20 protein-coding genes, 4 tRNA genes and 1 riboswitch are annotated in these 21,105 nt (G+C 61.5%); of the genes, 9 read left to right on the top strand and 15 right to left on the bottom strand.

The features are described 5' to 3' along the window. Positions 1 to 63: 63 nt before the first annotated feature. Entirely contained in the window at positions 64 to 822 is a 759-nt protein-coding gene (locus R4P70_RS06140) for an SDR family NAD(P)-dependent oxidoreductase (protein ID WP_021332128.1), read from the top strand. A 3-nt stretch (positions 823 to 825) separates the two neighbouring features. Here R4P70_RS06140 and R4P70_RS06135 read toward each other — a convergent pair whose 3' ends face one another. From R4P70_RS06135 to R4P70_RS06090, 10 genes are all read right to left on the bottom strand, one after another. Then, positions 826 to 1,458 (bottom strand): TetR family transcriptional regulator, encoded by a 633-nt coding sequence (locus R4P70_RS06135; protein WP_019745059.1) that lies wholly within the window; start codon positions 1,456 to 1,458, stop codon positions 826 to 828. A 114-nt stretch (positions 1,459 to 1,572) separates the two neighbouring features. After that, positions 1,573 to 2,949 (bottom strand): putative lipid II flippase FtsW, encoded by a 1,377-nt coding sequence (gene ftsW / locus R4P70_RS06130; protein WP_020908900.1) that lies wholly within the window; start codon positions 2,947 to 2,949, stop codon positions 1,573 to 1,575. 224 nt (positions 2,950 to 3,173) lie between these two features. Then, a complete protein-coding gene (locus R4P70_RS06125) occupies positions 3,174 to 4,535 on the bottom strand; it encodes an MFS transporter (RefSeq protein WP_198586362.1) in 1,362 nt (453 codons plus the stop codon). A 69-nt stretch (positions 4,536 to 4,604) separates the two neighbouring features. Next, positions 4,605 to 5,999, bottom strand: a complete 1,395-nt coding sequence (locus tag R4P70_RS06120) for an NtaA/DmoA family FMN-dependent monooxygenase (protein WP_317830533.1) — start codon at positions 5,997 to 5,999, stop codon at positions 4,605 to 4,607. 29 nt (positions 6,000 to 6,028) lie between these two features. Beyond that, positions 6,029 to 7,108, bottom strand: a complete 1,080-nt coding sequence (locus tag R4P70_RS06115; protein ID WP_317830532.1) for an LLM class flavin-dependent oxidoreductase — start codon at positions 7,106 to 7,108, stop codon at positions 6,029 to 6,031. 4 nt (positions 7,109 to 7,112) lie between these two features. Beyond that, a riboswitch (SAM riboswitch) is annotated at positions 7,113 to 7,208 on the bottom strand. 179 nt (positions 7,209 to 7,387) lie between these two features. Continuing rightward, on the bottom strand, positions 7,388 to 9,016 hold the full coding sequence (locus tag R4P70_RS06110; protein ID WP_317830531.1) for an ABC transporter substrate-binding protein: 1,629 nt from the start codon (positions 9,014 to 9,016) through the stop codon (positions 7,388 to 7,390). 241 nt (positions 9,017 to 9,257) lie between these two features. Continuing rightward, positions 9,258 to 9,334: transfer RNA gene (locus tag R4P70_RS06105), tRNA-Phe, on the bottom strand. Positions 9,335 to 9,404: 70 nt separating this feature from the next. Then, positions 9,405 to 9,478 (bottom strand) — tRNA-Asp (locus R4P70_RS06100). Positions 9,479 to 9,613: 135 nt separating this feature from the next. Continuing rightward, positions 9,614 to 9,686: transfer RNA gene (locus R4P70_RS06095), tRNA-Glu, on the bottom strand. A gap of 111 nt (positions 9,687 to 9,797) precedes the next feature. Next, positions 9,798 to 10,451: a TetR family transcriptional regulator gene (locus R4P70_RS06090; protein ID WP_019745065.1), complete on the bottom strand. Its 654-nt coding sequence runs from the start codon at positions 10,449 to 10,451 to the stop codon at positions 9,798 to 9,800. Positions 10,452 to 10,856: 405 nt separating this feature from the next. Between R4P70_RS06090 and R4P70_RS06085 the strand changes: the two genes are divergently transcribed. The 3 genes from R4P70_RS06085 (at position 10,857) to R4P70_RS06075 (ending at position 12,827) form a co-directional block, all read left to right on the top strand. Further along, positions 10,857 to 11,354, top strand: coding sequence for a MarR family winged helix-turn-helix transcriptional regulator (locus tag R4P70_RS06085; RefSeq protein WP_019745066.1), 498 nt, complete (start codon positions 10,857 to 10,859; stop codon positions 11,352 to 11,354). After that, positions 11,351 to 12,742, top strand: a complete 1,392-nt coding sequence (locus tag R4P70_RS06080; RefSeq protein WP_047889851.1) for an MFS transporter — start codon at positions 11,351 to 11,353, stop codon at positions 12,740 to 12,742. The genes R4P70_RS06085 and R4P70_RS06080 overlap by 4 nt, the downstream gene beginning before the upstream one ends. Before the next feature lie 12 nt (positions 12,743 to 12,754). Then, a tRNA-Lys gene (locus tag R4P70_RS06075) sits at positions 12,755 to 12,827 on the top strand. Positions 12,828 to 12,915: 88 nt separating this feature from the next. Here the strand turns inward: R4P70_RS06075 and R4P70_RS06070 are convergent. Then, entirely contained in the window at positions 12,916 to 13,767 is an 852-nt protein-coding gene (locus R4P70_RS06070) for an alpha/beta fold hydrolase (protein ID WP_317830530.1), read from the bottom strand. Between the two features lie 62 nt (positions 13,768 to 13,829). Further along, complete coding sequence (locus tag R4P70_RS06065) at positions 13,830 to 14,096, bottom strand: hypothetical protein (protein ID WP_139120553.1); 267 nt, start codon at positions 14,094 to 14,096, stop codon at positions 13,830 to 13,832. Positions 14,097 to 14,521: 425 nt separating this feature from the next. Between R4P70_RS06065 and R4P70_RS06060 the strand changes: the two genes are divergently transcribed. Together R4P70_RS06060 and R4P70_RS06055 are read left to right on the top strand one after the other, a co-directional pair. Next, positions 14,522 to 15,193 carry a hypothetical protein gene (locus R4P70_RS06060; RefSeq protein ID WP_046379179.1) on the top strand — a complete coding sequence of 224 codons (672 nt, stop codon included), beginning with the start codon at positions 14,522 to 14,524 and terminating at the stop codon, positions 15,191 to 15,193. After that, complete coding sequence (locus R4P70_RS06055; protein WP_279218329.1) at positions 15,193 to 16,386, top strand: PrsW family intramembrane metalloprotease; 1,194 nt, start codon at positions 15,193 to 15,195, stop codon at positions 16,384 to 16,386. Before R4P70_RS06060 ends, R4P70_RS06055 begins: the two co-directional genes overlap by 1 nt. Positions 16,387 to 16,480: 94 nt before the next feature. Here R4P70_RS06055 and R4P70_RS06050 read toward each other — a convergent pair whose 3' ends face one another. Next, positions 16,481 to 17,023, bottom strand: coding sequence for a TetR/AcrR family transcriptional regulator (locus tag R4P70_RS06050; protein WP_029256113.1), 543 nt, complete (start codon positions 17,021 to 17,023; stop codon positions 16,481 to 16,483). 120 nt (positions 17,024 to 17,143) lie between these two features. Here R4P70_RS06050 and R4P70_RS06045 point away from each other — a divergent pair, with 120 nt between their 5' ends. The 3 genes from R4P70_RS06045 to R4P70_RS06035 all read left to right on the top strand — a co-directional run bounded on the left by R4P70_RS06045 (position 17,144) and on the right by R4P70_RS06035 (position 20,019). Continuing rightward, entirely contained in the window at positions 17,144 to 17,617 is a 474-nt protein-coding gene (locus R4P70_RS06045; protein WP_019745072.1) for a DUF4334 domain-containing protein, read from the top strand. A 29-nt stretch (positions 17,618 to 17,646) separates the two neighbouring features. After that, positions 17,647 to 18,735, top strand: a complete 1,089-nt coding sequence (locus R4P70_RS06040; protein WP_317830739.1) for an NAD(P)-dependent alcohol dehydrogenase — start codon at positions 17,647 to 17,649, stop codon at positions 18,733 to 18,735. Between the two features lie 84 nt (positions 18,736 to 18,819). Then, positions 18,820 to 20,019 (top strand): low temperature requirement protein A, encoded by a 1,200-nt coding sequence (locus R4P70_RS06035; protein ID WP_078377362.1) that lies wholly within the window; start codon positions 18,820 to 18,822, stop codon positions 20,017 to 20,019. 1 nt (position 20,020) lies between these two features. Here R4P70_RS06035 and R4P70_RS06030 read toward each other — a convergent pair whose 3' ends face one another. Continuing rightward, the gene (locus R4P70_RS06030) at positions 20,021 to 20,605 is read right to left on the bottom strand and encodes a hypothetical protein (protein ID WP_019745075.1); all 585 of its coding nucleotides are present in this window, start codon (positions 20,603 to 20,605) and stop codon (positions 20,021 to 20,023) included. Positions 20,606 to 20,650: 45 nt separating this feature from the next. Further along, positions 20,651 to 21,028 carry an MmcQ/YjbR family DNA-binding protein gene (locus tag R4P70_RS06025; protein WP_007733864.1) on the bottom strand — a complete coding sequence of 126 codons (378 nt, stop codon included), beginning with the start codon at positions 21,026 to 21,028 and terminating at the stop codon, positions 20,651 to 20,653. Between the last annotated feature and the right edge of the window lie 77 nt (positions 21,029 to 21,105).

The raw sequence follows: 21,105 nt of genomic DNA, 5'->3' as shown, positions 1-21,105 counted from the left end.
ATTCCCAGACAGAACCCAACCAAGCATTTGCTAGGTTATGAACGGCACACCTCTGGAGGCATTGTGAGCGCAGCACGCACCGCTTTTGTCAGCGGCGGAACCGGTGGAATCGGGTCGGCGATCGCCCTTACTCTCGCCGAACGCGGGCACGACGTCGCCTTCACCTACCGAAATAACAAGGACGCTGCCGAGCAACTGAGCGAGCAGATTCGAGCGCATGGCGTGCTCGTCCACTCGTATTCTCTCGACTTGACCGACGAGCTGTCGATCAGCGCCGCCGTCCGCGATGCGGTCAGTGATCTGGGCGCATTGACGACCCTCGTCCACGCTGCGGGACCGCACGTCCCGATGACGCACCTCTCACGCGTGACGCCGGCGTTCTTCACCGAACAACTGAACCAGGAAGCCGCGGCATTCTTCACACTCGTCCACACCGCCCTGCCTGCGCTGCGTGCATCTTCGGGTTCGGTGGTAGCGGTGACAACCGCGGCAACGGATCGTTTTCCCGTGCGCGACGGACTCTCCGCAGGCACCAAAGGGGCTGTCGAACAACTTGTTCGCGGATTCGCCGCAGAGGAAGGACGCTACGGCGTTCGGTTCAACGCGGTAGGACCAGGCATGTTGACGGACGGAATGGCGGAGCGACTGATCAACTCCGCCGAACTCGACCAGAGCGCACTCGACGTGACGATGAGCCGAATTCCGTTGAAGCGCTTCGGATCAGCTGCCGACATCGCCGAAGCAGTATGTTTCCTCGCAAGCGACGCGGCCGGATTCATCAGCGGTCAAAAGCTCAACGTCGACGGCGGCTACACCGTCTGAGCGCTATCCACCCAACTTGCGAAAGACCAGTCGCACGGCAAGTTCGAGGTGCGCCATCACCTCGTCCGTCGTCATCCGGCCGGCAACCCACGAGACCAGACTCGACATCCAGACGTCGTCGATAACCTTCACCGCATCCATCTGCTGTTGCGAGACTTCCTCGACGCCGATCGCCTTCGCGAACATCTCGGTCACGACCCCACCGAGCGCGTTGAGTTCCGGAGTCGCCGACGCGTCCGCGAACATGTACGCCCGAACCAACGCTTCGTAACGGAGGTGATCGGTCTCGAGGACCTCCGTATTCTTGCGCAGCACAAACAGAATCCGGTCCGACGGAGTCTCGCCCGGGATTACAAAGTCCTGGAATCTGTCACGCAAACCCTCGAACATCCACAACAATGCGACGACGAGCATGTGGTTCTTGGACGGGAAATACCGGTAAACAGTGCCGATCGCGACGCCGGCGCGATCGGCGACCGATCGCATCTGCACCGCGTCGTAGCCGCCTTCGGAGGCGGATTCCATTGCGGCGTCGACAATCCGGCGAAAACGCGCTCGTTGCGACGGCGTCGTACGACGTCCGGTCACCGAGCTACGTTCGACCACCGACTGGTCTGCCTTGTCGCCACCTGCCATGTCCACAACCCTAATTAGACGTCGTTTTGCCGACTCCCAATGTAGCCGCCCAACGCAATCGTCGGGTGCATGACTGCCCGCTTCCGAGCTGGCCGCCAGTAGGACTGGCCGAGATCAGGAAGCGCGCCGCGGCCGATCGGATCGGCCGCGTCTACGTGGATCTTCCGACCAGTCGCGCGACGGTGCGCGTCGGCCCGGCGCTTGAGTCCGGCGCCGGTCGGGTTGCGGCGCCCGTCGCTCCGGTCGGCGTTGACCAGTAGGGGCCGGCTGGGCGCGGCGAGCAGGCGGCCGACGTCGGTCAGTCTGTGGCTTCTTGGCAATGCCGAACCGAGGCTTGCCGAAGACCAGCGGAATCCAACCGCGACCGCTGCTCTCGGCCGAGGCGACAGCCTCGGGCTCACGGAAGGCTGCGTGCGCGATGAGCCCGAACATCAGCAAGGTGGTGATCATCGACGTTCCGCCCGCCGAGATGAGCGGTAGTTGCAGACCGGTCACCGGAATCAGGCCAACGACGTAGGCGATGTTGATGAACGCCTGCACGACGATCAACGTCGTTGCTGTCGCCGTCATGACCTTGAGGAACGGATCGGTGGACCGCTTCGCGATTCGCAGTCCGACGATCAGAACCGCGGCGAAGAGAGCAACGACGATCAGCGCACCGACCAGACCCAACTCTTCACCGATCACGGCAAAAATGAAGTCGTTGTGCGCCTGAGGGAGGTAACTCCATTTGGCGTCGGACTGTCCCAGACCGCGACCGAAGATGCCGCCGTTCGCCAAGGCGTACTTGGCCTGAGTGCTCTGGAAGTTCAAGCCTTGCGGGTCGAGATCAGGATTGAGGAAAGCCTTGATGCGATCCGAGCGGTAACCAGCAGTAAGCCCGAGCACGAGAAATGCGACTGCGGAACCGAGCGTGAGGCTGATGAACGTCTTCATCCGAAACAGCCCGAACCACAGCACCGACATGAAGATGATGCCGATGGTGATCGTGGTTCCGAGGTCCTTCTCCAACACCACCAGAACCAGAACCAGCAGCGTCGTACCGCCGATCACCGGCAGCGCACGGTTGACATCCATCCGCGCGTTCATGAACGACGCAACCGTCGCCGCGGACCAGATCGCCAATGCCAGTTTGGCCAGCTCCGACGGCTGGAAGGAAATGCCCGCGATCACAAACCAGCTGCGAGCACCCATCTGTTCCGAGCCGATACCTGGAATCAGAACCAGGACAAGCAGAACAAGACACAGGATCAGCAGCCATGGTGAGGCTCTACGCATCGTTTCGGTCGGCAACCGCACGACCGCCACGAACATCACCAAACCTATCGCTGCGAACATGCACTGCGGCCAGAAGCGGGCGTAGGACGTCCCGGACAGAACATAGGATTCGACGCCCGAAGACGACAGCACCATCAGCAGCCCGAACGCCACGATCAGCACGACCAGACCGACGATCATATGGAAATCGAACAGTGGCCGATTCGTCCACATCGCCGTTCGAGCGCGGAAGGGTGTCGATGTGCGGTCACGTTTGTCCGACGATCCACGGGGTGAGTTAACTGGCTCTCCACTCCCGCGACCGTTGGGCTTGTCTTCACTGCGACCGGTCACCACACAAGTATCGTCCCACGACTCCTAACCCATGGGTAACACAAGTCCCATGAGTCACACGGGCTCGGCCTCCCGAGGTCCATGTAGACCCACGAAATACCAGGTCACGTCCTTCGCCGGCGTCGGTCTGCCACCGCTCCCGCCAACGAGAGCGTCAACATGACCACGCAGACGGCAAGCGCGATCCCGAACGCACGTCCATATCCGTCGGGCGACGATCCGAGTACACCGAGATACAACCCCGATACCGCGGCCAGCGAGATGGTCGCTGACAGGCGCTGAGACAGTTGAAGGAAACCCGCCGCAACACCGTTCGCGCCCGGCGGTGCATATTCGAGAGTCAGCACCCGATTGGGCGCGTCGACCAAACCGCTGGCAACTCCCGACAACACCGCCAGGACCACCAGCACCGGGATCAGATGTTCCCGCGGAATCAGATTGACCGCTGCGATGTACCCGAGGATGACAAGGATCTCGCCGACTATGGCAAAAACCACTGCACTTCGGCCGAACCTGGCAACCAGCCGCCATCCGAGAGCCGACGTCAATGCCATCGCGAGTGAGCTACCGGTCATGATCAACGCCGCACTCAGCGGGGCGAAGCCCAAACCTTCGATCAGATAGAGGCTGAGCACCGCGTTGACGGCGAGGATGGATCCGAACCAGAAGAGTGCAACCGTCGTACCCAGTCGGAAGCCCCTCGAGGCGATCAACGACGGAAGCAGTACCGGCGTCCCGCCGCGCTCGGCGTACCGACGTTCCCAGAACCAGAAGGCAACGGCAGCGCCGAACGCACCGATCAGGAAAGCCGCAGCCACAGTGACACTGGTTCGGGTCACGATGGGCCACAACAGGAGCCCGGTCGTAGTCGCCAGCAGACACAGCCCAACCGGATCGATCGATGCGCCTGATCGGGTAGTTCGATCACGGCGCAGAAAGCGAAACGCCAAAATCAGAGTGATCACGGCAAACGGCACGTTGAGAACGAGAAGCAACCGCCATCCGAAGTCGGCGTCGGAATACTTCAGCAGAACGCCACCGAGGATCGGTCCGGAAACGCCGGCCAGACCACCCGCGGTGCTGTACGCGCCTAACGCCTTCGCCCGAGCCTTTCCGGACACCCGGTCGGTGATGATGCCGAGCACCTGCGAACTGATGGTGCCTGCGCCGATCCCCTGCCCCAGACGAGCCAACACGATCATCGACGGATCCGACGCACATGCTCCGAGGATTCCCATCACCGCGAAAATGCTCAGCCCTGCCAAGAACAAGCGTCGACGCCCGACGACGTCACCGAGTCGGCCCGCCGGCACAAGGGCCAAGCCGAAAGTCAGCGAATAGCTCGCAAGGATCCACTGCACCTCGGAGGTCGACGCGCCCAGCGACGCCCGGATCGACGGAACCCCGATTCCGAGCACCGCCGAATCGAGAAGGGTGGTGAAGCCCGCGGCTACGCAGACGATGATCTCCCAGCGGACGGCCGAATCGAGCTTGGTGGATTCGGCCGCCGCTGTGACCGTGTGGGACAGGACCCGTTACCCCGCAACTTCAGACGCGGCCCGACGCGTGAGCGGCGGTCGCAACCCCAAGTGCTCTCGCAGCGTCGACGTGGAGTACTCGGTGCGGTACGCCCCACGCTCCTGCAGTTCCGGGATCAACCAGTCCACGATCTCGTCGAGCCCGGTCGGCACCAGGTACGGCGAGATATTGAAGCCGTCCGAAGCTCCGTTGCGCACCCAATGGACCAACTGATCTGCGACCTGCCCCGGGGTGCCCGCAAAACCCGAACGCTGCGAGGTCTCGATGGCGACCTGACGTAGCGACAGGTTCTTTGCCTCGGCGAGAGCCCGCCATTCACGTGCAATCGCAATGGGGTCGTTGCCGTCTCGTGCGGAACCGCGCGTCTCGGACACCGGGCGGGCAACCGGATCTTCCTCCGGTAGTGGACCGTCCGGGTCTCGGTCGGAAAGGTCCTTCCCCCACACCAATCCGACGAGGGACAGTGCGGTTTGGCCGGTGAACTGACCTTCGAGGACCCACCGCGCCTTCTCTTCGACCTCGGACTCGTTCTCCGCCAACACGATCTGCGTGCTGGGCAGGATCTTGACGTCGTCCTCCGGTCGCCCGACGCTACGCAACCGAGCCCGAATGTCGTCGGCGAAGTCGAGCGCGCCGTCGAAATGCGTCCCGTGTCGCGAGAAGATGACGTCGGCGTGCGTCGCCGCGAAATCGCGTCCAGTCGGCGAATCGCCCGCTTGAAAGATGACCGGATGTCCCTGTCTGCTGCGGGGAAGCGTCGGCGTCACGGTGATGTCGAACTGCGAAGTCTGGCGGCGTACGTCGCTCACGGCTCCCGGAGTCGACCAGTTCTCGGACGTGCGAGAGTCCGAGATCGCGTCGTCGGCCCACGAATCCCACAGTGCCCGTGCAGTTTCGATGAACTGCCCGGCACGCTCGTAACGCAGGGCGTGGTCGAGGAAACCACCGCGACGGAAATTCTCTCCCGTCCAAGCGTTGTCAGTGGTGACCGCGTTCCAGCCGGCCCGTCCGTCGGAAAGTAGATCGAGGCCGGAGAGTCGACGGGCGAGGTCGGCCGGTTCGTTGTACGTGGTGTTCTGTGTCGCGACCAACCCGATCTTGTCGGTGATACCGGCGAGGGCGGCCAACTGCGCAATGGCGTCGGGGCGGCCGGCGATATCCAGATCGAGAATCTTGCCGTTCTGCTCGCGAAGACGAAGGCCCTCACCGAGGAAGAAGGCGTCGAACAGACCTCGCTCGGCGGTGAGTACCAACTGCCGAAACGTCTCGAAGTCGATCTGGGATCCGCTCGAGGAATCGGACCAGATGGTGGTGTGGTTGACCCCTTGGAAGAAGACGCCGAAGTGAACGTGTGCGTCGGGTCGAGGTACGGCGGAGCGTGATGCAGTCATAGCCGAAATGTCCTTAGCGCGAAGTCAAGTCAGGAGGAGTGGACGAATCGATTTGCGGGCCGCTGCAGGCCGAGGTTGCCCCTCAGAGTCGATCCCGGAACCGGGCGTCGCGTCAATCCGGACTTCGACAGCGCCGGAAGCACGAATTTGGCCAGCACCGGAAGGTCCTCGTCGATCACGAGAGCGTGGAAATGAATACCGTCGAGGTGTCCGGCCAATTCCTTCAGAACCACGGCCGCTTCCCCCGGATCTGCAGCCAGGAGCAGTCGGCCAGTGACGACGGCATTCCCGTACGAGTTCAGCTCGATCAACCGCTGCGCCGCAGACAGATTCGGCGTATCGAATGCCACATCGACCTCGGCGACCACCAATGACGCGCCCTCATCGCGCGCCTTGGCAGCCGACTGTGCAATGGCCTCCACCGAATCACCGGAAACGAGAACAACATCGGCCTGGTGTGGTTCGATGGCGCCGTAGCGGCCGAACACCACCAACTGGCCTTGCGGCGGCCGCGGAACGATTGACGGCCCCTTCACCGAGAAGGTGTCGCCCTCGAAATTGACGTAATGCAGACGATCACGCTCGAGGAAACGCCCACTGAGATAGTCACGGACGACGGCGTCGTCCTCCCACGAATCCCAGAGATCTGTCACGACGGTAACCGAATCCCGCTGCTCCTGCTGACGCGCCGACTCCGTCGTTACCGGAGCCCTCCCCCACGCCCTCGCCGCGGCATCGTCTTCGACCGGAACAGCAAGCCAGCCGCCACGCCCACGCGAGGAGTAGTCCAATGTCGCCAATTGCGAAGAGGTGTGGAACGGTTCGGCGTAAGTGGTCCCGACGACGGGGACCAGTCCGATCGTGCTGGTCGTCGCTGCCACGTATGACGCCCTGGAGACGGCATCGATGCGGCCGACAACGTCACCACTCGGAGGGAGGATGGAATCGTCGAACGTCGCGAAGGTGAAGCCCGCATTCTCGGCAGCCGCGACGCGATCGCGCACGGCCTTACCCGTGAGCAACTGATCCGGGCGGTGTGAGCTTCGGCGCCAGGCAGCGGGGTGAGTGCCCTCGCCGTCCAGTTCGATACCCACGGCAAATACAGTCATGTGTCCTCCATCGGTCCTGGCGGTAGCACCCACACTGCGCAAACGAAGCGGGTTGCTGCGGCATCATCGAGCCAGGTCTCTCAGCCACTCTGGATGGTGGATGCAATCTATGCGGGCGACGCTGAACAAGTCAAATCACGATCGGCGAATCATATTGACCAACAACATATTTCAATACAATCATCCTGATCGAAAGGGTTGCGCAACGCTAGCCGACGTAGACACCAAAGAGCCCCGCCCGACTCGCGTCGGACGGGGCTCTCGGTGTGCGCTGGAACGCTACTTCGCTCCCATCCATGCCTGATCGAACAGCATGATGCCGGTTGCAGTCGGAACCACACCGTGCACGTTCTTCTGCCAAGCCCAGAACGACGTGAGCCCGCCGATCGGCGCCGACGGAACCGTCTCGTTCCACAGCGTCTGAATCTTGCCGATGATCGCCAGGGTCGACGAATTATCCTTGGCTTGTTGTAGATCTGCGATCAGCTGATCCATCACCGGGTTCGCATATCCAGCAGTATTCGCCATCGAGGTGCTGTTGGTCGTGGAGAACAATCCGAGATCGAGAATCGACTCGTACATTCCGATGCCCGCGTGCGCGAGGTCGAAATCGTGCTTGACGTAGACGTTCTGCACGATGTCGCCGGCGTTGTTGGCCAAGATCAAGTTCACCTCGAACCCGACGGCCTGCAACAGTGACTGCACGGCGAGGCCGATCGCGTGGTCCTTGGGCTCACTGAGCACGACGTAGTCGAGCGTGCCGTCGTATCCGTCTGCCTTCGCCTGATTCAGAAGCTCCTTGGCCTTTTCGGGGTCGTAGGCAATACCCGGTGTGTCTACGTGCCATTGCGACGTCGGACCGAACAACTCCGAGCCAGGCAGTCCCTCACCGTTTTCCACGCGCTGATCGATCAATGTCGTGTCCAGCGCGTAGCCGATAGCCTGTCGAACGCGAACATCCGAGCCCGGTCGGCCTTCACGATTGTTGACAATCTCGGCACTACCGGCGTTGAGCACGTCGATGTAGCCGGGGTAACCAGCGGACTTGGCGGAATTGATCGCCGAAGTAAGGCCGCGAATGTAGGCAACATCGAGCTGACCGCTGTTCAATGATTCGAGATTGGCCTGCGGACCGTTGAGTGCAACCATCCGCAGTTTGTCCAGCTTGGGAGCACCGCCGTAGTAGGACGGGTTGGCCTTGAAGATTCGCTCGACACTCGGTGTGAAGAGATCTTCGGTGAAGGGTCCGGCACCCACCGCGGTGAACTTGTCGCCTTGCTGCGAACTCGGGGCGACGATCATCCCGTGCCCGAGAGCGAGCATCGACGGAAAGCGCATCCACGGCGTTTTCAGCTTGAAGTCGACCGTCGTGGGACCGCTTGCCTGCGCCGATTCCACCGAAGCCAGCCACAACTCGGCGCCATTGCCCTTGCCCGCGTTGTACCGATCGATGCTTGTGATCACGGCGTTGGCGTCGAGCGCGGAACCGTCGCTGAACTTCACACCGTCGCGAAGTTTCAACGTCCACGTGCTTCCGTCGTCGCTGGTATCGAGCGATTGAGCCAACTTGGGCTCGAACTCGCCGCTCGCAGTGTCGTAACTCATCAGGACGTCGTACACAGCAGCGAAGGCCTCACCGCCGGAACCGCCGCGCGCTGCCGTCTTGGTCGGGTCGAGTGAGGGAACGAGCACCTGCACGCCGTACGTCATGGTCCCGCCGGCGACCGCGTCGCCTGGGTCCGGTTGCTCGTTGACCATGCCGGTCACGACGTCCCCCGACGTGTTCGTCGTATCGGTCCCGCTGTCGTCACCGTTGCTCGCGCAGCCCACCAACAGAACCCCGGTACCGAGCAACGCGACGGCGACCCGGCTGACTTTCCCGATGCGCCAAGATCTCGAGTGCGACACGGAGATTCCACCTCACTTCCAGTAGACGCAGCCACGGATCGGCCGCAATCGGCTAATAGTGATGTCCTCTGTGGAGTGACGCCCAGCACGTTCCCGGTGACCGGAAATATTCACGCAGACAAAGGATGCGCACAACTGAGATGATCGGGCCGAGTGGTTGACGGCGACTGACATCCGAACACGAAAAAGCTCCAACCTTATGTTCGAAGAACATGAGATTGGAGCTTGTCGATAAGAATTATGGTGGCCAGGGCCGGGATCGAACCGGCGACCTTCCGCTTTTCAGGCGGACGCTCGTACCAACTGAGCTACCTGGCCGGACGGCACCCGAACCGAATGCCTATCGCATTGCTTTGTTCTCAACCAATTGATTGAGAACAAAGCTTTGCGACCCTGACGGGACTCGAACCCGCGACCTCCGCCGTGACAGGGCGGCGCGCTAACCAACTGCGCCACAGGGCCTTGCTTTTTCCTTGCTGTGAAACCGTACTACATCTTCGAGCCGCTCCCAAACCACTGTCCTGGCCTGGCATTTGTGCATCTCAAAGCGTGTCGTGCGGGTCAAACCATACTGCATCGTTTCGCTTTCGCAAAACGTACCCCCTACGGGATTCGAACCCGCGCTACCGCCTTGAAAGGGCGGCGTCCTAGGCCGCTAGACGAAGGGGGCCCGCCGGATCTCTCCGAACTAGTACCCCAACGGCGTTCCGTTGGGAGCTTGGATAGCTTATGGCACAGCGTTCGGAAATCACAAATCGCCTGGTCATGGGCGAAAAGTGGACTATTCCGCGTCGGGGAACTCCACTTGTGGCCAGCCGTCGCGATGAAACTTCTCCAACCACTCCGGTGTGGCCATGGCTTCGAGCACCACTTCGAGGGACTCCTCGAACCACACACCCAGATCGCCACTCGAGGCAATCAGGTCCGCCATGTACCGCTGGCCGGCAAGGCTCGCTGCCAGTACGCGCGTGAATTTCTCCGGGTCCACGTCTTCGCGGAGCAAACCGTCGTCCTTGGCGCGCAATGCCAACTCGTAGGCGGTCTTTCCCCAGACCTGCCCGCCACCAGATTGCACATCCTTGTAGAACTCCGGCTCGATGATCAGCCGGAATTCCGCCTGCACGATTACCTCGGTACGGAAGACCTCGGCAATGTCGAGCACGAGCCCGTGCAATGCGACGAATGGATCGAGGTCTGTTCTCTTGGCCCAACGATCAGTGATTCCAGTGAAGGTTTCGATAGCCGAGGTCAGAACCGCTCGCGCCAACTCTTCCTTGGACTGGAAATGGAAATACATGGCGCCTTTGGTGGCGCGGGAGCCCTCGAGGATCGTGTTCACCGACGCAGCTGCATAGCCGCGCTTGGCGAATTCGACTGCAGCCGCTTCGACCAGGGCGGCGCGGGTACGCCGCGCACGCTCTTGTTGACGTGCCATTTACGGTGTTGTGCCTCTCGCAGAGTTGGTACGCAGAATCGCCGTGATCGGCGCCTGTCATCCCCCGAAACCTCACAATATCCCCTCCAACACACCCTACGTAAGGACTAGAGCGATACCCGCCAAAAGTACTAGAGGCAATCGGCTGTTCGGGGGACAACAACCGACTTTATGCCCAAAAGACACCAAGTGGTATGGTTTTGGCCGCTCGGGTGCGCTGCAGGGGGTGCGCATCCGAGCTTTTTCGTGTCCGAGATTCCGATAATCCGACCTCGCAGACGGAACTGCTTCGCCGACGGATGAACGGCAATCCCAAGGTTTTAAACAACTAATGCGATTGTTTATTCCCCAGTTTTTGTCGAAACCGTGCTGGCAGCATCGAAATAACACAGTTAGACTGTCTAAATGAACGATGGCGAGGGTCGCAGCAAGACTCGGGACGAGATCGACGTACTTTGGGACGATCTGGGTGCCTTCGTCCGGCGTCTTCGCACCAAACGCCACGACCACAAACTCACGCCGAGCCAGATCCAAGCTCTCGGCCACCTCGACCGACAAGGTCCGTTGACCGCAAAAGCGTTGGCGAAATTCGAGCGCGTCACACCGCAATCCATCGCCAAGACCGTGGCCGCGCTCGAGGAACAGGGCATGGTGACGCGAAGGGCGGATCCATCGGACGGCCGCGCGGCCCTGGTCACGATGACCGAACTAGGCACATCGACCCTTCACGAAGACCGAACGAAACGCACGCAGTGGCTGGCCGAGGTCATCGACGCCGAGTGCACCGAAGCCGAGCGTGACTTGCTGCTGATCGCCGGCCGCATCCTGCGCACACTAGGCCAGGACGCTTCCCCGCCATCAGCATCGACACCGATATCAGAGGAGTCACTGATGAACCCGTGACCGCCGTCGCCGAAACGTCGACACCCCAAGCCTCCGTTCCCCTGAAACTGAGTCTTGCTCTCGGTTCGGGAACCGTCCTTCAGGCACTGAACTCGTCGATGATTGCGGTGGCAATCGTCCCGATCGCTACATACTTCGGTTCCAGTTCGGGCACAGCGTGGGTCATCTCGGCTCTCTACATCGCGACTGCAGTCACGGCACCGGCGGCTGGCCGACTCGGATCGATCCTCGGCGCCAAACGCGTCTATCTGGCGGGATTGGGTCTGATCGCTGCCGGATCGATCCTCGGCTCGCTCGCCCCGTCACTGGGTTGGCTTATCGCGGCGCGAATTCTGCTCGGAATCGGCACGGCGACACAGTATCCGAATGCGATGACCGTCATCCGCGAATACGCTGACCGTCACCGGGCTCAAACCCGTTCAGCTATAGCAACACTCACCATTTGCGCTCAATCGGTCGTCGCGCTGGGGCCTACTCTCGGCGGGCTGCTGGTCGGCACACTCGGTTGGCAGTCGATCATGTGGGTGAACCTCCCGCTTGTCGTCGTCACTGCCGTATGGGTCTTCTTCGCCGCTCCGAGCGACTCCGCCCTGCCCGACCGGGCCGGCGCCACTGCGTTGTTCAAGTCTCTCGACCCACTCGGTATCACGCTGTTTCTAGCCCTGACGACGTCGACGATGCTCTTCCTCCTGTCTCTCGCCGAGCACGCGAAGTGGTATCTCGTCCCGTCGACGGCCCTCTTCGCGTTCCTGTTCGTCTGGTGGGAACGTCGAACCACCTCGGCGTTCATCGACGTCCGTGCCATCGCCCGAAACCGCGCACTGAGCATGACTCTCGGCCGGACCCTGCTGACTTACACAGCGTTCTACTGCATCTTCTTCGGACTCCCCCAGTGGCTACAGGTAGCCCGCGGAATGTCACCGATCAGCGCCGGGCTCTTCATGCTGCCCGTCGCTGCGGTCGGGATCTTCGCGACCATGTCCGCGTCCAGGGTGTACGGGAAATTCGGCGCACGAATCACCCTCCTGATCGGCACCGCCGCGTTGGCTGTCGGCGGGATTCTGATCGCCTTTGTCGAATCTAGTTCGACTCCCCTTGTGGCACTCCTGCTGATAGCGGCGATCCTGGGCATCCCCAACGGCTTCAACAACATGGGAAACCAGAACCTGATCAACTCGGTGACCACCTCCGCCGACGTCGGGACCGCGATCGGCCTTTACCGAACAATCCAGTACATCGGCGCCAACCTTGCGGCCGTCGTCATCGAGCTGACCATGCGCGGAACCATCGACGACGCGGGTCTGCATCGCACGGGCGGGACCATCGCCGTCATCGGAATCGCCCTTCTGGTGGGGGTGGTGTTTTCACGGACTCTGCGGTCCCGTTAGACTCTGCGCCGCGCCCCTATAGCTCAGTTGGTAGAGCTACGGACTTTTAATCCGCAGGTCGTAGGTTCGAGTCCTACTGGGGGCACAAACACAGACCCGGCGCCTCATTCAGAGGCGCCGGGTCTTGTGCGTTCATGCCACATCAATTCGTGCCACATCAATGCATCAGCAGGTCATCGAAGCAGGAACTCGACGCTCACGCGCTCGAATGCCTCCTTGGCTTCGATCATCACCCAGTGCCCGCAGTTCGGGAATACATGCAGTTCGGCGTTCGGAATCAGTCGCATCGGAATCATCGGCATGTCCGGTGGACACTGCCTGTCGTCGAGCCCCCATGTCAGCAAGGTCGGGCATTGCACCTTGTGCATCATCGACCAGTACGGCGGCACATCCGAGTTGGACATCATCTGCTGCTGAGCGGCAAAGGCTTTGGATCCGTACATCGCGGTCAATGCCTGGTGCGAGGCCGGATCGTTGGCCGTTTCCCATCGTTCCTCGATCCGCGCCTCGGTGACGACAGTCTTGTCGTACACCATGCATTCGAGCCATCGAACCAACTTCTCACGGCTGGGAGCGTCGGCGAAGTCCTGCAGGAGACGGGTACCTTCACTTGGGTTCTGACTGAAGATGTTCGGGCCGACGCCACCGATGGTGACCAGCCTGCAGACACGCTCCGGGAACCTCATCGCGACGTTGACGCCGACTACCCCACCCATCGAATTGCCGATCATCGCAGCCGATTCGATTCCCAGCGCGTCCATGAATCGGATCACCGACGACGCTGCCGCGATCACCGGATGGCCGTCGACGGGATCGCTCACGCCGAAACCCGGGAACTCGAGGATGTAGCAGTGGAAATGCTTCGCGAATACCTCGAGGTTCCCCCGATAGTTCCGCCAACCACTCACACCGACCCCTGAGCCGTGCAACAGGATCAACGGCGGACCATCGCCCGCCTCGTGATAGCGCAAAGTCCCCTTGTCGGTAGCGACTTCGCGTTTGGTCCCCTCATAGGTCACGTCCATCACGCAAGATTAGAACGTGTTACAGATTCAGGACGGCTGATTGCGGAACTTCGCAACCACCGTCAGAAGCATCCCCCGCTACCTCGACGCCCACTGCGATTCGTGGACTTCTGCTCGCTCGGTTTCGACTTCCCCGGCCCAGCCTTCACACATCGGTTGGGGCGCCGCACTTGCTCGAAGTGTCCGGCGCTCACAACATGACCGGCCACACTCACCCGGACAGGCGTGTCTGCGCGGGCGGTTCCGACTTCCCCCGAACCCAACGTCAACGCGAATGCAGCCACCAGCACCAGGGCTACCTTCTTCGAGATCTTCATTGGCACGGCCACTGAGCCACGGTTCCACTCCAGATACTGAACAGGTGCGCGCGCCGAAGGAACACGCTGAGTGTCGACGATATTCAGTACGGGTGGCTGGCCGCGATCCTTTAGCTCACCAGTATCTGAACAGTCGACAACAAAAGTTTGGGCGGCACGTCAACATCCCGAGGGCGTCAACGAGCCAACGACCAAGCTACGCACCAATACTGAGAATCACGTAAACATCGTGCAGACGCCGGGGCCGGCGCCTTTCGAAAATCCCCCAAAGCGATGTCCAGGTTCACGTCCTGCCTGAATCGTTCTGTTTGGTACTTTTACCCCCTGAGGCGCACTCCTCAGATTCGCTGTCGACCCAGCACAAACGGCGTGCAGTACAAATCGGATACTGCGGCCCGCGAACGCCTTACCAAGCACTCACGAAAGCCCGGGCAAACATGACCGAAACGGAAACCACAGTGCGGGACGACCCGCCGCGGACGCCATTCGAACCCGAGGATCGCTGGGTTCCCGTCGACCGTAGATGGTTCGGCCTGGACCGAGCGACCATCATCCCGGCAGCGATAGTGCTGGCCGTTGCGATAGTCATGAGCATCCTCATCCCGGCCGTCAACAACTCTGTCGCCTACGACGACGAAGTCGTGGCCGGGGATGTCATGGAACTCAAAGACGGCATCACCTTCGTTCCCGCCGTCGGCTGGGGAATCACAGACGGGGTCCGCGAAACTGATGCTCCCGTCTCCGGTTCGTTCCCGCAGCGCGCAACTCTGGTGAACAGCGGTGCACTGTTCACCGTCTACACGGCACCCTTCGCCGGTGACGCGAACGCTCTACTCGAACAGATCAAGAAGACCTCGGACGCCCTGGCAACAGCAGAGTCTTTGCGCGTCAGCGGCGACTCTTCCTCGATCACCACGGCGAGCGGCATTCGTGGTGTCATCACCAGCTACTCGAACTCGACTGCCGACGGCGTGATCGCAGCATTTGTCGTCGACGGAAAAGGCATCGAAGTTGTCTCCACCGGGCCGAGCGATGTGGCTCCGACCATCACGGACGACATTGCTCACATGATCGTGAGCATCAGCCACCGAGCCGGAGAGGGTTCCTGATGAACACTCCCACAACACAACCCGCAAACGATCTCCTCACCCGCGCCGGTGCGATCGAGAACTCCGGTTGGGGTAGGTCGTTCACGTTCTACCAGCCGCGCAACGCCGCTTTCTGGGTTTACCTCGCTTTGGTGGTGAGCGGCGCCTTCAAATTCTTCTCGCTGCTGTCGTCGTCCGCCGGCGCTTACGGAGAAGCCATCGCGCTTTCGCTGGTGCTGTTCGGTGTGTACGGCGCCATCTTCTGGTGGTTCACGCAGCACATCGACAGGTACGCGCGCCAACCGGTCAAACTGATCGTCGTTGCGTTCCTGTGGGGCAGCTTCGCCGCTACATGGGTGATGGCCGCAAACGCCAACGACGCCATCTTGTCCTTGTACGCCAAGACATTCGGACAGGCGTGGGCATCGGACTGGGGCCCCGGCCTGACAGCTCCGTTCACCGAAGAAATCGCCAAGGGCATCGGGTTGCTCCTGCTCATCGCACTGGCATCTCGATTGGTGCGCACCGCATTCGACGGATTCATCCTCGGCGCCTTCATCGGACTCGGCTTCCAGATCTTCGAAGACGTTCTGTACGCCTTGAACTCGGCCGCGTCGCAGTTCGGAGCCGATCCGGTCGGCGCTGCGATGCCGACGATCATCCTCCGCATGGTATTCGGAGTGGCCGCACACACTCTGTACAGTGCGATCTTCGGTGCCGGACTCGTCTATCTACTGGGACGGCCGGCGGAACCGCGTCGTGTGGGGCGCGGACTCGCGCTGATGGCGACCGCGATGCTGCTCCACGGCCTGTGGGATTCCGCCGGTGCCTTGACACAAGGCAAGAATGCACTTCTCTTTCCGCTCTTCTTTGTCATGGTCGCCGCCGCATTGACCCTCGTGGTCCGCGTGTTTCGAATGACGGTTCCACGTGAACGCCAGTTCCTGAGCGACATCCTGGCACCGGAAGTCGACCGTGGTGTCATCACGGACGAAGAATTCGTCGCTCTGTGCGGCGACCACAAGGCACGCAGGGCTTTCCGCAAATCTGCAGGCGGACACGCGGCCCGTAAACGCGCCGAATACGTCCTCGAAGCCGCGGCAGACCTCGCCGACGCTCTGGCAGACTCCCACGGAACCAACACCGGCCGAGTCGAATTCGCTCGATCCGAGGTAAGTCGTATCAGGAGTGGTCAGCCGTCGGTCAAGCTCTGACCCGCTCCGAACTGGAATTCAACGCCGCGTCCCCTCGTGCGAGAGCACAAGGGAACGCGGCGTTGGCCATTGATCACGTTGCACATCCGGTTCGTCACGTCGCGATCAACCGCTGAACCGCCCCGACCGCAGCCTCGCGACGCTGAGCGACGGGACGGGACGACTTGAGCGCGAACATCCGGGCGATGTCGGTGATCAACAGAATCAACTCCGCGGGATTCCACTCGGGGTCGATGTGTCCCTCGAGTTGACCTTTGCGAATCTCGGCCACCTTCGGCCGGAACGTCTTGCTTCGTATGTCGTCCTCGCTCATGACGTCCGGTGCTTCGAGATCCGCCCATTGCTGCAATCGAGCGTTCTCGGGATGCGCTACGTAGTTGTCGAAGAGTCGACCTGCATACCCCGGCAGATCATCACCTCGTAGCGCTGTCTCCGCTGTGGTTTCGGACGTCCATTGCTCAGTGACGGCAGAAAACAACTCTTCCTTGCTCGCGAAGTACGCGTAGAGACGGTCCTTGCTGGCACGCGCTTGCGCGGCGATCCGATTGATCCGCGCGCCGGCCAGGCCGTACGTCGCAAATTCGTCCTTTGCGGCCGCCAGAATGCGGTCTCTCGTGGCTTCCCCTGCTGAGCGCATGTTCACAGCCTAGAACGAATCGACCGTTGCCGAACCATCCGGTTCGGCGTAGCGTGCAGAGTTGACGAACAATTTGGTTCGCGAACTTCGGCCAACTCACCCGCCGACGCAAGGAGAGACATGAATCTCGATGACGCTCGAACCGCATTCACCCGGCTCCGTGGATCGGAAAGTGGTGTTTCACCAGCAGAACTCGACGAAGTGTGGGCCGCGCTGGAAACCGTCGCCGCCGAAGAAATCCTCGGCGAATGGAAGGGCGACGACTTCGCCACCGGTCATCGTCTGCACGAAAAGCTGTTCGCGAGCCGCTGGTACGGCAAGACTTTCAATTCCGTCGAGGATGCCAAGCCGTTGATCTGCCGAGACGAAGACGGCAACCTCTACTCCGACGTCAAGAGCGGCAATGGCGAGGCAAGTCTGTGGAACATCGAGTTTCGTGGCGAAGTCACGGCGACGATGGTCTACGACGGCGCGCCGATCTTCGACCACTTCAAGAAAGTCGACGATTCGACGCTCATGGGCATCATGAACGGCAAATCGGCGTTGGTTCTCGACGGTGGACAGCACTACTACTTCCTGCTCGAGCGAGCGTGATTCGCGCCGAACAGAATTCGACGTCCGCCATGCAGATGACAGCGGCGCTCTCACACGGCCCGCACTCCCCCTTCACACTCGACACCGTCGAGATCGACGAACCCCGCGCAGACGAGATCCTGGTTCGCATCGTCGCGACAGGCCTGTGCCACACGGATCTGTTCACGAAGACGGTGCTACCGGAAAAGCTCGGGCCCTGCGTGTTCGGACACGAAGGCGCCGGCGTGGTGCAAGCCGTTGGCTCGTCGATCGACAACATCGCGGCTGGTGATCACGTATTGCTGAGCTACCGCAGTTGCGGTGTATGCAGGCAATGCCTCAGCGGCCATCGGGCGTACTGCGAAAGCTCACACGGGCTCAACAGCTCTGGCGCACGCACCGACGGCTCGACGCCGGTCCGGCGAAACGGAACTCCGATACGGTCCGCATTCTTCGGCCAGTCCAGCTTCGCGGAATACGTCATCGCCTCTGCCGACAACACCGTCGTCGTCGATCCTGCGGTGGACCTGACCGTCGCGGCTCCGCTCGGCTGCGGGTTTCAAACCGGCGCGGGTGCCGTGCTGAATCTACTTCGCCCCGAGCCCGACTCGACGTTTGCCGTTTTCGGGGCAGGCAGCGTCGGACTCGCAGCGCTGCTGGCGGCGAGGGCTGCCGGCGTTTCCACCCTGGTCGCCGTGGACCCCGTTGCGCAGCGGCGCGAACTCGCCGAGGAATTCGGCGCCGTCACTGTCGATCCCTCGAATGAAGATGCGCTCGACGCGGTCCGCGCCGCCACCGACGGAGGTTCGACGCATTCCCTCGACACCACCGGAATCGGCTCCGTGATCAATCAAGCCGTCACATCACTTCGAGCACGGGGAACACTGGCGGTAGTCGGACTCGGAGCATCCACGGTCGAGGTGAACATGGCCGACATCATGCTGAGCGGAAAGACAATTCGAGGATGCATCGAAGGAGAGTCGGAAGTCTCGACGTTCATCCCCGAACTCGTCGAACTCTTCACTGGTGGCCGGTTTCCGATCGACCGCTTGGTGACGCGCTACGCCTTCTCCGACATCAACAAAGCCGTCGAAGATCAAGCGTCGGGGCGCGTCATCAAACCCGTTCTCGCGTGGTGAGGGGCGAAATGTCTCATTCGTCGACCCGACGGAATTCGCCCTAGACTGCGCTCCTGCACTAGACGTCGGAGCAAGGTGGGGACGATGACAGAACACACCAGTACGGGCGCGGGCCACGGCCGGGCCGTTATGCCGATCATCCGGATGCGCGCACGCAGCCGCGACGAGAACCATCGCGCATCGACGCCACTCGAACTGTTCTTCGACCTGTGTTTCGTGGTTGCGGCCGCACAGGCCGGAGTTCAACTGGTGCATGCTGTTGCCGAGGGCCACTACGTCGACGGCATCGCCGGTTATATGTTCGTCTTCTTCGCGCTGTGGTGGGCGTGGGTGAACTTCACCTGGTTCGCGTCTGCCTACGACACGGACGACGTCCCCTACCGGGTCGCGACCTTCGTACAGATTTGTGGCGTGCTCGTCTTCGCCGCCGGAATCCCCGACGCATTCGACGGAACCGACCGTACGACGGCCATCGTCGGCTACCTCATCATGCGAATTGCGCTCACCTGCCAATGGCTTCGAGCCGCCAGCGGTGAATCCGGTGCAGCGCGAACCACTGCTCTGCAATACGCCGCCGGGCTCGTGATCGTCCAGGCCGGCTGGATCGTGCTGCTCCTGATGCCGGCGTCGGCGTGGATACCCGGCTTCTTCGTTCTCATGATCGCCGAACTCGCGGTGCCGGCAATCGCCGAGCGCAACCACCAGACGCCGTGGCACCCGCAACACATCGCCGAACGCTACGGCCTCTTCACCATCATCATGCTCGGCGAAACCATTGCTGCCGCCACAATCGCGGTCCAATCCGGCATTCGTGATTTCGACGCCGCCGACCTATTGATTCCGATTGCTGTCGGCGGAGTTCTGATCGTGTTCTCCGCGTTGTGGATCTACTTCGCCGTCCCGATCCACGAGTACCTCGCAGACCAGGGCAATCGCGCCGTCCTGTTGTGGGGATACGGGCACTACTTCGTATTCGGATCCGCTGCGGCCATCGGCGCCGGCATCGAAGTAGCCGTCGAGGAAGCAGTTGGCGAGGCGCACATTTCGACGTTCGCAGCATCTGCCGCGGTCACGATCCCCGCCGCGATGTTCCTGATCTTCGTGTGGCTCATGCACTCACGACACTTCAAGCGTGACAGGATCGAGCAGGCTGTTCTACCGGTGAGCGCAATCCTGGTTCTCGCCTGCACATTTGCCGGACACTGGGCGGTCCCGCTCGCCGGACTGGTGGCGGCGGGAACCGTCGGAGTCGGTGTCGGCCTGAGTACTCGGTCGAAGAGCTGACTCAGATTTCCGGGGCTGGAGCCTCGCCCTTACTCTGCGGCTCGTGTTGCTTGAGCTCACCGCGCATCTTGTCGAGATCCTTGCCACGCTTTTTGTACATATAGCCGAGCGCAACAAGACCCAGGAACAACGCAACGCCCAGGACTGCACCGACAACGGAGGCTCCGCGGAAACCGGGGCCGTCGACGTCGAGGATCCGCTCGCCCGCATGCGCTGCATTGTTGTTGCCGAGAACAACTGTCAGAGAGAGCAGATTCGGCAGCGCGAAGATCACACCCAACGCGAGAGCCGTGATCTGGATGATTCGAGCATGCTTGCGCTTGCGCACCTGCCAGACCGCTCGGAAGAAGATGAGCGGGACCAGAGTGCAGACGAGACCGAACAGCAGTCCCCACGCGATTCCGGCGCTGAAGCTGCCGTTCGCCAACGACGCAATTCGCTGCGCCCACCAACGCGGAAGGAAGGCGGCAAGGATGAAGTAAGCGATGACCAGGACCACCGCCATCACTGCGATCCCGATGGCCTTCTTCGCCCACGGCGGCATGCCCGGTTTTTCGGTGGCCGGTGAAGTTTCCGGTGTCGTCATGACAAATCCTCGTCTAGTCGGCGTCTGTACTGACGAATCTATCCGTTACGGGCGTTCCTCATCCGCATCGAGAACGATCCGGGCAAGCCGCTTCGGAGCAACGAGGGTGAACGAGGTGTAGATCCACTCCTCCAGTTGCGACCATTTCTCCTCGGAAACGTCGGTGCCGATGTCGAGCGCAACCCACCCGTGTCGACCGAGACCGTAGCCGGCAGCGCTTGCACCTGGTTCGGTGGCCACCACCGCTTCGGCTTCCTCCTTGCTCAACTTGACGGTCAAGGAGGTGGCTTCGACGTTGCAGAACACGAAGTTCTTGCCGCGGACCCGGAAGGTCGGGTGACCGTCCCACGCTTCGATGTCGACGCGCTCCGCCTCCGGCAGGGACAACGAGATCTCTTCGAGTCGACGCATGTTGTCGGGCATGGAGACGATTCTGCACGCTCGATACCGAGCTTGACACCCGCGACACAGCTAGGCTCGGCGACGACCGCGTTACCGAA

Source organism: Rhodococcus sp. IEGM 1241 (genome assembly GCF_033142365.1).
Lineage (GTDB): Bacteria > Actinomycetota > Actinomycetes > Mycobacteriales > Mycobacteriaceae > Rhodococcus_F > Rhodococcus_F erythropolis.
The sequence above is the reverse complement of the archived record's forward strand: the minus strand, read 5'-3'. Positions and strand labels throughout refer to the sequence as shown.

Excerpts from the sequence above, each read along its gene's own strand:
- R4P70_RS06135 (WP_019745059.1), bottom strand. The coding sequence starts at position 1,458 with ATGGCAGGTGGCGACAAGGCAGACCAGTCGGTGGTCGAACGTAGCTCG.
- ftsW (WP_020908900.1), bottom strand. The coding sequence starts at position 2,949 with ATGTGGACGAATCGGCCACTGTTCGATTTCCATATGATCGTCGGTCTG.
- R4P70_RS06120 (WP_317830533.1), bottom strand. The coding sequence starts at position 5,999 with ATGACTGCATCACGCTCCGCCGTACCTCGACCCGACGCACACGTTCAC.
- R4P70_RS06115 (WP_317830532.1), bottom strand. The coding sequence starts at position 7,108 with ATGACTGTATTTGCCGTGGGTATCGAACTGGACGGCGAGGGCACTCAC.
- R4P70_RS06090 (WP_019745065.1), bottom strand. The coding sequence starts at position 10,451 with ATGGCACGTCAACAAGAGCGTGCGCGGCGTACCCGCGCCGCCCTGGTC.
- R4P70_RS06085 (WP_019745066.1), top strand. The coding sequence starts at position 10,857 with ATGAACGATGGCGAGGGTCGCAGCAAGACTCGGGACGAGATCGACGTA.
- R4P70_RS06070 (WP_317830530.1), bottom strand. The coding sequence starts at position 13,767 with ATGGACGTGACCTATGAGGGGACCAAACGCGAAGTCGCTACCGACAAG.
- R4P70_RS06060 (WP_046379179.1), top strand. The coding sequence starts at position 14,522 with ATGACCGAAACGGAAACCACAGTGCGGGACGACCCGCCGCGGACGCCA.
- R4P70_RS06055 (WP_279218329.1), top strand. The coding sequence starts at position 15,193 with ATGAACACTCCCACAACACAACCCGCAAACGATCTCCTCACCCGCGCC.
- R4P70_RS06050 (WP_029256113.1), bottom strand. The coding sequence starts at position 17,023 with ATGCGCTCAGCAGGGGAAGCCACGAGAGACCGCATTCTGGCGGCCGCA.
- R4P70_RS06045 (WP_019745072.1), top strand. The coding sequence starts at position 17,144 with ATGAATCTCGATGACGCTCGAACCGCATTCACCCGGCTCCGTGGATCG.
- R4P70_RS06040 (WP_317830739.1), top strand. The coding sequence starts at position 17,647 with ATGCAGATGACAGCGGCGCTCTCACACGGCCCGCACTCCCCCTTCACA.
- R4P70_RS06035 (WP_078377362.1), top strand. The coding sequence starts at position 18,820 with ATGACAGAACACACCAGTACGGGCGCGGGCCACGGCCGGGCCGTTATG.
- R4P70_RS06030 (WP_019745075.1), bottom strand. The coding sequence starts at position 20,605 with ATGACGACACCGGAAACTTCACCGGCCACCGAAAAACCGGGCATGCCG.
- R4P70_RS06025 (WP_007733864.1), bottom strand. The coding sequence starts at position 21,028 with ATGCCCGACAACATGCGTCGACTCGAAGAGATCTCGTTGTCCCTGCCG.